Here is a 13,803-nt window from a genome sequence, read left to right on the forward strand (position 1 = left end):
CTACGGCTGCCAGTCAACCCCGGTGTCCTTCAGGTAAGCATCAACTGCCGCACCCACTGTGGGGTGAAAAGCCTTCTCGCCCATATGCTCGAACAACTCGAATCGGCGCATCTTGTCCTTCACCGGGTCTTTCATCTCAGCAAACTGCAACTCCACCCCACGCGCCTCTAGCGCCCGGTCCAGCTCGCCCAGCATGTCCGCCGAAGTGATGTCGATGCTGGTCACCGGCTCGGCTGCAATCACCAGTCGCTGCACCGGTGTTGGCGATGCTTCCAGCGCCGCCATCACGGTGCTCTGGAACTGCTCGGCATTGGCAAAGAACAACGGCGCGTCCCAGCGCAGCAGCACCAGCCCCGGGATCCGACGGGCCTGTGGATAACGCTGCACGTCATGGTAGCCACGCAGCCCCTCGGCACGGCCGAGCACCGCGTGGTGCGGCCGCCAGCCATCCCACAGGAACTCGATAACCGAAATCACCACGGCTATGCATATACCAGGAACCGCCCCGAACACGGCGACACCGACGAAGCAGGTGAACGACAGCCAGAACTCCCACTGTTGCATGCGGAAGATGCGCTTGAGATCGGTGAACTCGAACAAGCCCAGTGCCGCGGCAATCACCACTGCCGCCAGTGCGCTGTTAGGCAGATGCTGCATCAGGTCTGGCGCGAGCAGCAGCAGGAGGGTGACCGCCAGTGCACCAATGATACCGGTAAGCTGGGTCTGCGCCCCGGCAGCCTCGGCTACCGGGGTACGCGACGAGCTGCTGCTGATCGGGATGCCCTGGAACAGCCCCGAGGCCAGGTTGGCTACACCCAGACCGAACATTTCCTGGTTGGGGTTCACGGGCATTTTCAGACGTGCGGCGTAGGAGCGTGACAGCACACTGGTATCGGCGAACGACACCAGCGCTACGGCAATACCGCCCAAAACCACTTCGACCAGATCGATGTCTGTTACCCAGGGGAAGACGAGGCTAGGCAGGCCCTGAGGCAACTGGCCCAGTACCTTGACGCCCAGTTGGTCGAGGTTGAACAGGCTCACCGCCAGCGTCGCCAGCACCACCGCGATGAGGATGCCCGGCAGGCGTTTGAAAGGCTTCAGCAATATGATCAGCATCAGGCTACCGGCGCCAACGATGAAGCTTGGCCAGTGCCCTTGGCCGTTGAGCAACGCCTGGCCCAGGAGCAAAAGGTCGCGCAGGGGGCCCTCGCTGTTCACTTTGAGGCCGAACAGCTTGGGTAACTGGCTGATCAGTACCGTAAGTGCGATGCCATTCATGTAGCCATAGCGGATAGGCTTGGACAGCAACTCGGTGATGAAGCCCAGGCGCAACAGCCCGGCGATCACGCAGAAAGCTCCCGCCACCAGGGCCATAAGGCTGGCGACGGCAATGGCGCGTTGCGGGTCGCTGGCAGCGTATTGCACCACTACCGCCAGGATCGGCGCGGCCAGGGCCGAGTCCGGGCCTAGCACCAGGATGCGGCTGGGGCCGAACAGGGCATAGGCCAGCAGCGGGATGATGGTGGCGTACAGGCCATAGATACCAGAGACGCCAGAGGCTTCGGCGTAGGCGATACCCACCGGTACCAGCATGGTGGTAAGGACCAGGCCGGCGGCGATGTCCCTGGGCAGCCAGGCAGGGTTGTAATGGAGCAGGGTCGCCAGGCCGGGTAACCAGCGTTGCCAGCCGACACGAGGTGTTTCGGGCATGATATGGGCTCTGGCGGGAGAGTGCTCGATCGAAGTCTAGATGCTCAAGGACCGGGCCGCTCGCAGATCCAGAAAAACAAAACCCCTTGAGGCGTGGGCCTCAAGGGGTTCTGTTGGGACTGCAGGCTGCCGCTTAGACGTTGAAGCGGAAGTGCATCACATCGCCGTCTTTAACGATGTAGTCCTTGCCTTCCAGGCGCCATTTACCGGCTTCCTTGGCACCGGCTTCACCCTTGAACTGGATGAAGTCGTCATAGGCCACTACTTCGGCGCGGATGAAGCCTTTTTCGAAGTCGGTGTGGATGACACCGGCCGCCTGCGGTGCGGTGGCACCGATGCGAACGGTCCAGGCGCGTACTTCCTGCACGCCGGCAGTGAAGTAGGTCTGCAGGTTCAGCAGTTCGTAACCGGCGCGGATCACGCGGTTCAGGCCAGGCTCTTCCAGGCCCAGGGCCTCGAGGAACATGTCCTTCTCTTCACCGTCGTCCAGCTCGGCGATTTCCGCTTCGATCTTGTTGCACACCGGCACCACCACCGCGCCTTCTTCCTCGGCAATGGCCTTGACCACGTCCAGGTGCGGGTTATTGTCGAAGCCGTCTTCGGCGACGTTGGCGATGTACATCACCGGCTTGCTGGTCAGCAGGTGGAAACCACGGATGACGGCTTTTTCGTCGTCAGCCATGTGCTTCATCAGGCTGCGCGCCGGCTTGCCTTCGGTGAAGTGCGGGATCAGCTTTTCGAGGATGGCCTTCTGCGCCAGGGCTTCCTTGTCGCCGCCCTTGGCGTTGCGCGCAACCTTCTGCAGCTGCTTCTCGCAGCTGTCGAGGTCGGCGAAGATCAGCTCGAGGTCGATGATCTCGATGTCACGCTTGGGGTCGACGCTGTTGGAAACGTGAATCACGTTCTCGTCTTCGAAGCAGCGCACCACGTGGGCAATGGCGTCGGTCTCGCGGATGTTGGCGAGGAACTTGTTGCCCAGGCCTTCGCCCTTCGAGGCACCGGCCACCAGGCCGGCGATGTCGACGAACTCCATGGTGGTCGGCAGGATGCGGTTAGGCTTGACGATCTCCGCCAGAGCCGCCAGGCGCGCATCGGGCATCGGCACGATGCCGCTGTTTGGCTCGATGGTGCAGAAAGGGAAGTTCTCCGCCGCGATGCCAGACTTGGTCAGGGCGTTGAACAGGGTGGACTTGCCGACGTTGGGCAGGCCGACGATGCCGCAATTGAAACCCATGGATATTCCCCTCTCTAGGAAATCAGGCCTTCTGGCTGTGCAGCTCGCGCATCGCCTTGGCGAAGTCGCCGGCAAGCACGTCCGGCAGCACGCCGAGGGCAAAATCGATGCTGGCGTCGAGCTTCTCCTGCTCGGCGCGCGGCGCGCGGCCCAGGACGAAGTTGGAGACCAGTTTGGCGTCACCCGGGTGGCCTATGCCAAGCCGCAGGCGGTAGAAGTCGTTCTGGTTGCCGAGCTGCGCAATGATGTCTCGCAGCCCGTTGTGCCCCCCATGGCCGCCGCCGCGCTTGAGCTTGGCAACGCCCGGAGGCAGGTCGAGTTCGTCGTGTGCCACCAGTATCGCTTCCGGTTTGATGCGGAAGAAATTGGCCAAGGCCGCCACGGACTGGCCGCTACGGTTCATGTAGGTGGTCGGGATCAACAAACGAACGTCGTTGCCCTGATGGCTGAACTTAGCCGTCAGGCCGAAATACTTTTTGTCAGCGGTCAGCGAAACACGCTGGGCGCTGGCAATGCGTTCAACGAAAAGAGCCCCTGCGTTATGCCGGGTCTGTTCGTATTCGGGGCCGGGGTTACCCAGGCCGACGATCAACTGGATGGCGGTCACGTCAGGGGCTCTTCCTTGGAGTTGTTGGGTTACAGGGCGCGCGGCACTGTAACCCGATCAACACCGGCGCGCGAGTGGATTACTCAGCGGCGCCTTCTTCAGCTTCTGGAGCAACGCGTGGAGCGTGAACGTTGGCAACAGCTTTGTCATCACCATGGGCCAGAGCTACGAACTCTACGCCTTTAGGAGCTTTCAGGTCCGACAGGTGGATGATGGTGCCGATTTCGGCGTTGGCCAGGTCAACTTCGATGAACTCAGGCAGGTCTTTGGCTTCGCAGGAAACTTCGATCTGCGATTCAACGTGCGAGATCTCGCCGCCTTTCTTGACCGGGGCTTCTTCGTTGATGAAGTGCACTGGAACAACAGCGGTCAGCTTCTGGCCAGCAACGACGCGAACGAAGTCGGCGTGCATGATGAAGCCTTTGGCCGGGTGACGCTGCATGGCCTTGACCACGACGTTCTGCTTGGCGCCGTCAACGTTCAGTTCGATAACGTGGCTGAAGGCAGCTTCGTTTTCGAACAGCTTGGCGATTTCCTTGGCCACGATGGTCAGGGATTGGGCTTCTTTATCGCCACCGTATACAACGGCCGGGATGCTCAGCGCGTGACGCAGGCGGCGGCTCGCACCTTTCCCCAGGTCAGTACGCGCTTGTGCGTTCAGAATGAAATCAGTCATTTTGTTTCTCCAAAATAGCCCCCCGAGGGCGTTTGCGACCAGCGCCAACGGGGATGGCAAAAAAGCCCCGCCCCAACACGTGTTGGGGCGGGGCGCTTCACATCAATACGGGTTCCGCTTAGCGGAACATCGCACTGATTGATTCTTCATTGCTGATGCGGCGTACCGCTTCAGCGACAACCGGTGCGATATCCAGCTGGCGGATACGGTCACAGGCCTGAGCAGCGGCGGACAGCGGAACGGTGTTGGTCACCACCAGCTCGTCCAGTACCGACTTCTCGATGTTCTCGATCGCGCGGCCCGACAGCACAGGGTGCGTGCAGTAGGCATAAACCTTTGCAGCGCCATGTTCTTTCAGGGCTTTGGCCGCGTGGCACAAGGTGCCGGCGGTGTCGACCATGTCGTCTACCAGGATGCAGGTGCGCCCTTCGACGTCGCCGATGATATGCATAACCTCGGAGTGGTTAGCCTTTTCGCGGCGCTTGTCGATGATACCCAGATCGACACCCAGGGACTTGGCGACGGCGCGTGCGCGCACGACACCACCGATGTCCGGGGAGACGATCATCAGGTTCTCGAAACGCTGGTCCTCGATATCGTCGACCAGTACGGGCGAGCCGTAGATGTTGTCGACCGGGATATCGAAGAAACCCTGGATCTGGTCAGCGTGCAGGTCGACGGTGAGTACACGGTCGATACCTACGACAGTGAGCATGTCAGCGACAACTTTGGCGCTGATGGCTACACGTGCCGAACGCGGACGGCGGTCCTGGCGGGCGTATCCGAAGTAAGGAATCACGGCGGTGATTCGGGATGCTGAGGAGCGGCGGAAGGCGTCGGCCATCACTACCAGTTCCATCAGGTTATCGTTGGTCGGGGCACAAGTCGGCTGAATAATGAAGACGTCTTTACCGCGGACATTTTCATTGATCTCAGTGCTGATCTCGCCGTCGGAGAATTTACCGACAGAGACGTCACCGAGAGGGATATGCAGCTGACGTACGACACGCCGAGCCAGATCGGGGTTAGCGTTCCCCGTAAAGACCATCATCTTGGACACGCGCAGTACCTGAAGGCTGAGGGTATACCTGGATGAGTATAAGGAAAATGGCAGGGGCGGCTGGATTCGAACCAACGCATGGCAGGATCAAAACCTGCTGCCTTACCGCTTGGCGACGCCCCTGTATCTGTTGCTGCGAACGCTTATGCGCTCGACTTCTTGACCAGACTTTGCAGCTTGCGATGCAACATCGAAATATTGCTTCCTTTCGCCACAAACCCTGTTTGGGTCGCTGAAAGAAGGGCCAGAACTTTATCAGCTTCGGCTTTGCTTGGGAAGGCCCCAAACACACAACTTCCAGTGCCGGTTAGCCGAGCTTCAGTGAATTTTCCCAGTGAATTCAACGCATTGCGAACTTCTGGGTAATTCTGCTCTACCACCGGTTGGCAGTCATTTCGACTGTTTCCCTCGGGAACGGGGCGCATCTTAAGGGGGAGCGAATCACGTGTCAACTGTGGATGTGAAAAAATTTCTACTGTGCTGACAGACACTTGCGGCACCAGCACGACATACCAGGGCTCTGCGGGATCGACCGGGGTCAGTTGCTCGCCCACACCCTGGGCGAACGCCGCATGGCCGCGCACGAAAACCGGCACATCGGCGCCAAGGCCCAGGCCCAGCGCGGCCAGGCGGTCTTCGTCCCAGTCCAGCTGCCACAGATGGGCAAGGCCCAGCAGGGTGGTGGCGGCATCCGAGCTGCCGCCGCCGATACCGCCGCCCATTGGCAATACCTTGCTCAGCCAGATGTCGGCGCCCAGCGTGGTGCCCGATTGCGCCTGCAGCTGGCGCGCTGCGCGCACGATCAGGTTGCTGTCGTGGGGAACCGTGTCGATCTCGGTGTGCAGGCGAATGACGCCGTCGTCACGCAAGGCGAAGCTCAGTTCGTCGCCGTGATCGAGAAACTGGAACACAGTTTCCAGCTCGTGGTAGCCGTCTGGGCGGCGGCCAATGATGTGCAGCCACAGGTTGAGCTTGGCCGGGGCGGGCAGGGTAAGTGTGTGCATGCAATCAGTGCCCCAGCTGGCGCGGCTGCCAGTCTTTCACTACCAGGGTCACGTCCAGGTCCTTGCCGTGCAGCTTCAGGCGTTCCGGCAGCCAGTAACCGTTCTGCTCGGTATAGCTCAGGTACTGCACCTGCCAGCCATCCTGGTCCAGGCTGGCCAGGCGGCTGTCGCCGTCCAGGGTCAGCTTGCTCTTGCTGTCAGGGGCGGGCAGGCCGCGCACCCACCAGACCAGGTGCGAGACCGGCAGGTTCCAGCCCAACTGCTCTTCCAGCAGGGCTTCCGGGCTGGTGGCCTCGTAGCGGCCCTGGTTGGCCACTTCCAGCACCACGCCGCCGGGGCGACCAGTCAGGCGTGCAGCACCACGGCCCAGCGGGCCGGCCAGGCGAATGTCGTAGTAGTCCTGGCGTTGCAGCCAGAACAGCGTGCCGCTGCCGGAGTCGCGCGGGGCGCGGATGCCGACCTTGCCGTTGATCTGCCAGCCGTCCAGGCTGCTCAGTTGTTCTTTATGGGCGCGCCACTGTTGCGGGTCGCCGTGGCCCTGCAGGGCCTCGCGGCTACCGAAGCCGGCGCAGCCGGCCAGCAGGGCGATCAGGGTGAAGGTAATGCAATGGCGCAGGAACATGGCGTTAAAGGGTCTCGGATCCGGTCAGGCGCAGGATGGTCTTGCGCAGGATGGGGCTGTCGGCCTGGGCGTCGAAGCCCTTGGCCCAGACCTGGCGGGCTTCGCGGCGCTTGCCGTTGGCCCATAGCACTTCCCCCAGGTGGGCGGCCACCTCGTGGTCGGGGAAGCTGGCAAAGGCCTGGCGCAGGTAGCTTTCAGCCGCGTCGAGGTTGCCTTGGCGGTAGTTGACCCAGCCCAGGCTGTCGAGTACCGCCGGGTCGTCCGGGGTCAACTGGTGGGCCTTGTCGATCAGCGCCTTGGCTTCGGCATAGCGGGTGGTGCGGTCGGCCAGGGTGTAGCCCAGGGCGTTCAGGGCCATGGCATTTTCCGGCTCGCGGGTGATGATGGCGCGCAGGTCTTTTTCCATCTGCGCCAGGTCATCGCGCTTTTCGGCCAGCATGGCGCGGGTGTACAGCAGGTTGAGGTCGTCCGGGTAGCGCTGGATGGCTTGCTGCAGCACCTGGTTGGCCTGGGCGTCCTTGTTGTTGTTGCTGTAGCTTTCCGATTCGATCAGGAACAGCTGGATAGCGTAGTCCGGCTGGGCTTCGCGGGCCTCGGCGAGCAGCCGCGAGGCTTCGCTGCCGCGGCCGTTGGCAATCAGGATGTCGGCCTGGCGCAGCTGGGCTGGCAGGTAGTCGGGGCCTGGGCCGACCAGGGCGTATTCACGCAGGGCGCCAGCAGGGTCGTGACGCTCTTCGTGGATGCGGCCCAGGTTCAGGTGCGCGGCATCGACGTTGCTGTCGCGTTCGATCAGTTCCTGCAGATAGCCTTCGGCTTCGTCCCAGTCCTTGTTCTCCAGGCATACCAGTGCCAGGGAGTAGCGCAGCTCGTCATCATCGGGGTATTGCTGGACCAGGCTGAGGAACTCGCCCTTGGCGTCGGCGATGCGGTCCTGTTCGACCAGGGTGCGCGCGTAGGTCAGGCGCAGACGCTTGTCGTCCGGGTTGTCGCGAATGGCCCCGCGCAGCAATGGCAGGGCCTCCGGGCCGCGGTCAAGGGTCTGCAGCAGGCGCGCACGCAGCAGGATCGGGGCGATCTCGCCGTTTTGCGGCGGGTGCGATTCCAGCAGTTCCAGGGCCTGTTCGGCCTTGCCGTCCTGGTTCAGCAGCAGAGCCTTGCCGAATACCAGCTGGCTGTTGTCCGGGTACTTCACCAGCAGCCGCTCGAAGCTTTGCAGCAGGCCGTCGCGGGTGCTCTGGTCGGTTTCGGCGGCGGAGAGGGCGAGGAAGTCGAAATGGGTGTCGCCCTGGCCTTGCAGCACCTTTTCCATGTAGGCCATGGAGTCGTCATAGCGGCCAGCACGGGCCAGCTGGATGGCGGCGGCGCGCTGGGCGTCCAGGTTCTGCGGGTCGTTGCGGGCCCAGACCAGTGCGTTGTCCAGCGCCGGCTCGTCGGCGCCGAGGTATTCGGCGATACGGTAGGCACGTTCGGAAACACCGGGGTCCTGGGTTTTTGCCGCTTGGTCGGTGTAGTTGGCCAGGGCGATGTCGAAGCGGTTGCGCTGGCCGGCCAGCTCCGCCACCAGCAGGCTATAGAATGTATCGGGCTTGAACGAGCCATACACCACGGGCTTTTCCGCCTCGCTCTTGCCGGCTTCGGCAACGGGAGGCTCGGCCGTTTGCGGGGCCAGGCTCTGGCAGCCCTGGAGCAGGGCGAAGGCAAGCAGCAGTGCGTATGGTCTGTTCATAGAAAGGCTTATAGGAGGACTCACCGGCGGTGGGGGCATGATGACACAAGCGCGGGGGCAAACCCACCTGTGCTGTGGCTGGTTAATTGCGACCTTTGAGGGGGGGAAGGGTTCCGTAACGGGGCGGCTGTGCCGGGTGTCCGCCACAACAGCTTTGTCGCCGGTGAAATCGAGCGCCGCGCGGGCGGCGCTCGTTCTCACCGGCGAAGAGGTCCCAGGACGAACACCTTGAGAGGCACCACCTGACTATCAGCGCAATAGCGAACGGTGGTTGTTCTAAAACCTGCGAAAGAGGACAATTATCGGCTTCCCGTCACAACCAGCGACCTTGCATGGCCTTTCTTGCACTTGGTATCAACCATAAGACTGCCTCGGTAGACGTACGCGAGCGCGTGGCGTTTACCCCAGAGCAGCTGGTAGACGCCCTGCAGCAGCTCTGCCGACTGACATCCAGCCGCGAAGCGGCGATCCTGTCGACCTGCAACCGCAGCGAGCTCTATATAGAGCAGGACCACCTGTCCGCCGACGCCGTGCTGCAATGGCTGGCCGACTATCATCGGCTCAGCCTGGACGAGCTGCGCGCCAGCGCCTACGTCCACGAGGAGCACGATGCCGTCCGGCACATGATGCGGGTGGCCTCGGGCCTGGACTCGCTGGTACTCGGCGAGCCGCAGATCCTTGGCCAGATGAAGTCCGCCTACGCCGTTGCGCGCGAGGCCGGCACTGTCGGCCCTTTGCTCGGGCGCCTGTTCCAGGCCACCTTCAGCGCTGCCAAGCAGGTGCGCACCGACACCGCGATCGGCGAAAACCCGGTGTCGGTGGCGTTTGCCGCGGTCAGCCTGGCCAAGCAGATCTTCAGCGACCTCGGTCGCAGCCAGGCGCTGCTGATCGGCGCCGGCGAAACCATTACCCTGGTCGCTCGTCATCTGCACGAGCAGGGCGTGCGCCGCATCGTCGTGGCTAACCGCACCCTGGAGCGGGCCAGTATCCTGGCCGAACAGTTCGGCGCTCACGCCGTGTTGCTGGCCGACATCCCCCAGGAACTGGCCAACAGCGACATCGTCATCAGCTCCACCGCCAGCCAGCTGCCGATTCTGGGCAAGGGCGCGGTCGAGAGCGCGCTGAAGCAGCGCCGGCACAAGCCGATCTTCATGGTCGACATCGCCGTGCCACGCGATATCGAATCAGAAGTCGGCGAGCTGGACGACGTGTACCTGTATACCGTCGACGACCTGCATGATGTGGTGGCGGAAAACCTCAAGAGCCGCCAGGGCGCGGCGCAGGCTGCCGAAGAACTGGTCTCGGTGGGCGCCGAAGACTTCATGGTGCGCCTGCGCGAGCTGGCCGCAGTGGATGTGCTCAAGGCCTACCGCCAGCAAAGCGAGCGCCTGCGCGATGAAGAACTGCAAAAGGCCCAGCGCCTGCTGGCCAACGGCGGCAACCCCGAGGACGTGTTGGCCCAACTGGCCCGGGGCCTGACCAACAAACTCCTGCATGCGCCCAGCGTGCAGTTGAAAAAGCTCTCGGCCGAGGGCCGCGTCGATGCGCTGGCCATGGCCCAGGAACTCTTTGCCCTCAACGAGGGCTCCACGGACAAGACTCCGCAATGAAAGCGTCGCTGCTGAACAAACTGGAAATCCTCCAGGACCGCTTCGAAGAACTCACCGCCCTGCTTGGTGACGCCGAGGTCATTTCCGACCAGACGCGCTTTCGCGCCTATTCCCGCGAATATGCCGAGGTCGAGCCGGTCTACTCTGCTTATAAAGAGTGGCGCAAAGTCCAGGACGACCTCGAAGGCGCGCAGGCGCTGCTCAAGGACAGTGACCCGGACCTGCGCGAAATGGCCGTGGAAGAGGTGCGTGACGCCAAGGAGCAACTGCTGACGCTGGAGGCGCACCTGCAACGCATGCTGCTGCCCAAAGACCCCAACGACGGCCGCAACGTGTTTCTCGAGATCCGCGCCGGCACCGGTGGCGACGAGGCGGCGATCTTCTCTGGCGACTTGTTCCGCATGTATTCGCGCTACGCCGAAAAACGCGGCTGGCGCCTGGAAATCCTCTCGGAAAACGAGGGCGAGCACGGCGGCTACAAGGAAATCATCGCCCGCGTCGAGGGTGACAGCGTGTACGGCAAGCTCAAATTCGAGTCCGGTGCACACCGTGTGCAACGCGTGCCGGAAACTGAATCCCAGGGCCGTATCCACACCTCAGCGTGCACCGTGGCGGTACTGCCCGAGCCCGACGAACAGGCGGCGATCGAAATCAACCCGGCCGACCTGCGCGTAGACACCTACCGCTCTTCCGGCGCCGGCGGCCAGCACGTCAACAAGACCGACTCGGCAATCCGTATCACCCACTTGCCCACAGGCATCGTGGTGGAGTGCCAGGAAGAGCGTTCGCAGCACAAGAACCGTGCCCGCGCCATGTCCTGGCTGTCGGCCAAGCTCAACGACATGCAGACCAGCGCCGCGCAGAATGCCATCGCCAGCGAGCGCAAGCTGCTGGTGGGCTCGGGTGACCGTTCCGAACGTATCCGTACGTACAATTATCCACAGGGCCGGGTGACCGATCACCGTATCAACCTGACCCTGTACTCGCTGGACGACATCCTCGCCGGTGGCGTGGATGCCGTGATCGAACCGCTGCTGGCCGAATACCAGGCGGATCAACTGGCCGCCCTGGGGGACTGATGACCATCATCGCCAGCCTGCTGCGCAACGCGCAGTTGCCCGAATCGCCTACCGAGCGCCTGGATGCCGAACTGCTGCTGGCTGCGGCCATCGGCAAGTCGCGCAGCTACCTGCACACCTGGCCCGAACGCATCGTCAGCAGCGAGGACGCCCAGACCTATGCCGGCTATCTGCAGCGTCGCCGTGGCGGCGAGCCGGTGGCCTATATCCTTGGCCAGCAGGGCTTCTGGAAGATCGACCTCGAAGTGGCGCCGCATACCCTGATCCCGCGGCCGGATACCGAGCTGTTGGTCGAGACGGCCCTTGAGCTGCAACCTGCCTTGCCAGCCAAGGTCCTCGACCTGGGCACCGGCACCGGTGCCATCGCCCTGGCCCTGGCCAGTGAGCGCCCGGCCTGGCAGGTGACTGCAGTTGACCGGGTAGAGGAGGCTGCTACCCTGGCCGAGCGCAACCGCAAACGCCTTGGCCTGGCGAATGCCGAGGTGCGGGTGAGCCACTGGTTCGACAGCCTGGCCGCTGAGCGTTTCGACCTGATTGTCAGCAACCCGCCCTACATCGCCACTGCAGACCCGCACCTGGTGGCGGGCGATGTGCGCTTCGAGCCCAGCAGCGCGCTGGTGGCCGGCGCCGATGGCCTTGACGACCTGCGCGTGATTGCTGCGCAGGCCCCCGGGCACCTGTTGCCGGGGGGCTGGTTGCTGCTGGAACATGGCTACGATCAGGCAGCGGCGGTACGCGCCTTGCTGGTTGAACAAGGCTTTATCGAGGTGGCCAGCCGCACCGACCTGGGCGGCCATGAACGCATTACACTGGGGCGCCTGCCATGCTGAGTGATGAAGAGCTGCTGCGTTACAGCCGGCAGGTACTGCTGGCCCAGATCGACATCGACGGCCAGTTGCGCCTCAAGCAGAGCAAGGCGCTGATCGTCGGGCTGGGCGGGCTGGGTTCACCGGTAGCCTTGTACCTGGCTGCTGCCGGGGTAGGCGAGCTGCACCTTGCCGACTTTGACACGGTCGACCTGACCAACCTGCAACGCCAGGTGATCCACGACAGTGCCAGCGTTGGCATGAGCAAGGTCGACTCGGCCTTGCAGCGCCTGCAGGCGATCAACCCGGAAATCAGCCTGGTTCCGCACCGGCATGCACTGGACCAGGACTCGCTGGCGGCGGCGGTGGCGGCGGTCGACCTGGTGCTGGACTGTTCCGACAATTTCTCTACCCGCGAGGCGGTCAACGCCGCCTGTGTGGCCGGCGGCAAACCGCTGGTCAGCGGTGCAGCAATCCGCCTGGAAGGGCAGCTGTCGGTATTCGACCCACGGCGTGACTACAGCCCGTGCTACCACTGCCTGTACGGGCATGGCAGCGAGGACGAACTGACCTGTAGCGAAGCGGGCGTGATCGGCCCGCTGGTGGGCCTGGTCGGCAGCCTGCAGGCGCTGGAGGCAATGAAGCTGTTGGCCGGCTTCGGTGAACCGCTGGTCGGCCGCCTGCTGCTGATCGATGCGCTCGGTACCCGTATTCGCGAATTGCGGGTCAAGCGTGACCCGGCCTGTGCGGTGTGCGGCAAACGCGATGGCTGAGCGCTCGGCGCCGGTGGGTGTGATGGACTCGGGGGTAGGCGGCTTGTCGGTGCTCGCCGAGATCCAGCGCCTGCTGCCCAACGAGACGCTGCTGTACGTGGCTGATTGCGGCCACGTCCCCTATGGCGAGAAGTCGCCAGGCTATATCCGTGAACGCTGCCGGCATATTGCTGCGTTCTTCCATGAGCAGGGTGCCAAGGCCATGGTGCTGGCCTGCAACACTGCCACGGTGGCGGCGGTGACCGATTTGCGCGCGTTGTACCCGGTGTGGCCGCTGGTGGGCATGGAGCCTGCGGTAAAGCCTGCGGCGGCTGCCACCCGCTCTGGCGTGGTGGGGGTGCTGGCTACCACCGGCACCCTGCAGAGCGCCAAGTTCGCCGCCTTGCTCGACCGCTTCGCCAGCGACGTGCAGGTGATCACCCAGCCTTGCCCGGGGCTGGTCGAGCTGATCGAGACCGGCGACCTGGCCAGCCCGGCATTGCGCCAGATGCTGCTGGGCTACGTGCAGCCGCTGCTGGCTGCAGGTTGCGACACGCTGATCCTCGGCTGCACCCATTATCCCTTCCTGCGCCCGTTGCTGGCCGGCATGGTGCCTGCGGATGTGGCCGTCATCGACACCGGCGCTGCGGTGGCGCGGCAGCTGCACCGGCTGCTGGGCGCGAGTGATTTGCTGGCCGAAGGCCCGGCCCGCGATACCCGCTTCTGGACCAGCGCCGATCCGCAATCTCTCAGAAATATCCTACCTGTGCTGTGGCATAAGGCCGACGATGTGCAAAGCTTTCCGTTGTGAAAAAAACGTGAAAAACAGCTGAACTATCGTTCTACTTCTGCTTTCTACCGCTTGCCTGACATGAGGCGGACACTAATAACAGCATCAGGAAGAAGGATGTTTC

At 63.2% G+C, this 13,803-nt stretch carries 13 protein-coding genes and 1 tRNA gene; 5 read left to right on the forward strand and 9 right to left on the reverse strand.

Annotated elements, in window-relative coordinates; translation table 11 throughout:
• The 9 genes from AC5O5I_RS03505 to AC5O5I_RS03545 all read right to left on the reverse strand — a co-directional run bounded on the left by AC5O5I_RS03505 (nucleotide 1) and on the right by AC5O5I_RS03545 (nucleotide 8,642).
• Complete coding sequence (locus AC5O5I_RS03505; RefSeq protein ID WP_172285938.1) at nucleotides 1–1,713, reverse strand: SulP family inorganic anion transporter; 1,713 nt, start codon at nucleotides 1,711–1,713, stop codon at nucleotides 1–3.
• Between the two features lie 133 nt (nucleotides 1,714–1,846).
• On the reverse strand, nucleotides 1,847–2,947 hold the full coding sequence (gene ychF / locus AC5O5I_RS03510) for a redox-regulated ATPase YchF (protein ID WP_494512084.1): 1,101 nt from the start codon (nucleotides 2,945–2,947) through the stop codon (nucleotides 1,847–1,849).
• Nucleotides 2,948–2,969: 22 nt separating this feature from the next.
• Nucleotides 2,970–3,554 (reverse strand): aminoacyl-tRNA hydrolase, encoded by a 585-nt coding sequence (gene pth, locus AC5O5I_RS03515; RefSeq protein ID WP_133331270.1) that lies wholly within the window; start codon nucleotides 3,552–3,554, stop codon nucleotides 2,970–2,972.
• Between the two features lie 79 nt (nucleotides 3,555–3,633).
• Complete coding sequence (locus AC5O5I_RS03520) at nucleotides 3,634–4,230, reverse strand: 50S ribosomal protein L25/general stress protein Ctc (RefSeq protein WP_172224524.1); 597 nt, start codon at nucleotides 4,228–4,230, stop codon at nucleotides 3,634–3,636.
• A gap of 118 nt (nucleotides 4,231–4,348) precedes the next feature.
• Nucleotides 4,349–5,290, reverse strand: a complete 942-nt coding sequence (locus AC5O5I_RS03525; protein WP_003247410.1) for a ribose-phosphate pyrophosphokinase — start codon at nucleotides 5,288–5,290, stop codon at nucleotides 4,349–4,351.
• Nucleotides 5,291–5,338: 48 nt separating this feature from the next.
• Nucleotides 5,339–5,413, reverse strand: a tRNA-Gln gene (locus tag AC5O5I_RS03530).
• A gap of 20 nt (nucleotides 5,414–5,433) precedes the next feature.
• Nucleotides 5,434–6,294 carry a 4-(cytidine 5'-diphospho)-2-C-methyl-D-erythritol kinase gene (gene ispE / locus AC5O5I_RS03535; protein WP_172224521.1) on the reverse strand — a complete coding sequence of 287 codons (861 nt, stop codon included), beginning with the start codon at nucleotides 6,292–6,294 and terminating at the stop codon, nucleotides 5,434–5,436.
• 4 nt (nucleotides 6,295–6,298) lie between these two features.
• Entirely contained in the window at nucleotides 6,299–6,916 is a 618-nt protein-coding gene (gene lolB, locus AC5O5I_RS03540) for a lipoprotein insertase outer membrane protein LolB (protein WP_172224518.1), read from the reverse strand.
• A gap of 4 nt (nucleotides 6,917–6,920) precedes the next feature.
• Nucleotides 6,921–8,642, reverse strand: a complete 1,722-nt coding sequence (locus AC5O5I_RS03545; RefSeq protein WP_494512085.1) for a tetratricopeptide repeat protein — start codon at nucleotides 8,640–8,642, stop codon at nucleotides 6,921–6,923.
• Between the two features lie 332 nt (nucleotides 8,643–8,974).
• Here AC5O5I_RS03545 and hemA point away from each other — a divergent pair, with 332 nt between their 5' ends.
• The 5 genes from hemA to murI are packed head-to-tail and all read left to right on the forward strand — an operon-like array spanning nucleotide 8,975 to nucleotide 13,700.
• Nucleotides 8,975–10,252 carry a glutamyl-tRNA reductase gene (gene hemA, locus AC5O5I_RS03550; protein ID WP_172287797.1) on the forward strand — a complete coding sequence of 426 codons (1,278 nt, stop codon included), beginning with the start codon at nucleotides 8,975–8,977 and terminating at the stop codon, nucleotides 10,250–10,252.
• Nucleotides 10,249–11,331: a peptide chain release factor 1 gene (gene prfA / locus AC5O5I_RS03555; RefSeq protein ID WP_172233229.1), complete on the forward strand. Its 1,083-nt coding sequence runs from the start codon at nucleotides 10,249–10,251 to the stop codon at nucleotides 11,329–11,331. The genes hemA and prfA overlap by 4 nt, the downstream gene beginning before the upstream one ends.
• Complete coding sequence (gene prmC / locus AC5O5I_RS03560; RefSeq protein WP_494512086.1) at nucleotides 11,331–12,161, forward strand: peptide chain release factor N(5)-glutamine methyltransferase; 831 nt, start codon at nucleotides 11,331–11,333, stop codon at nucleotides 12,159–12,161. The genes prfA and prmC overlap by 1 nt, the downstream gene beginning before the upstream one ends.
• The gene (locus AC5O5I_RS03565) at nucleotides 12,155–12,910 is read left to right on the forward strand and encodes a molybdopterin-synthase adenylyltransferase MoeB (protein ID WP_172232805.1); all 756 of its coding nucleotides are present in this window, start codon (nucleotides 12,155–12,157) and stop codon (nucleotides 12,908–12,910) included. The genes prmC and AC5O5I_RS03565 overlap by 7 nt, the downstream gene beginning before the upstream one ends.
• Entirely contained in the window at nucleotides 12,903–13,700 is a 798-nt protein-coding gene (gene murI, locus AC5O5I_RS03570) for a glutamate racemase (protein ID WP_172232808.1), read from the forward strand. The genes AC5O5I_RS03565 and murI overlap by 8 nt, the downstream gene beginning before the upstream one ends.
• Nucleotides 13,701–13,803 lie beyond the last annotated feature (103 nt).

The organism is Pseudomonas sp. 9_2_1 (assembly GCF_059295275.1).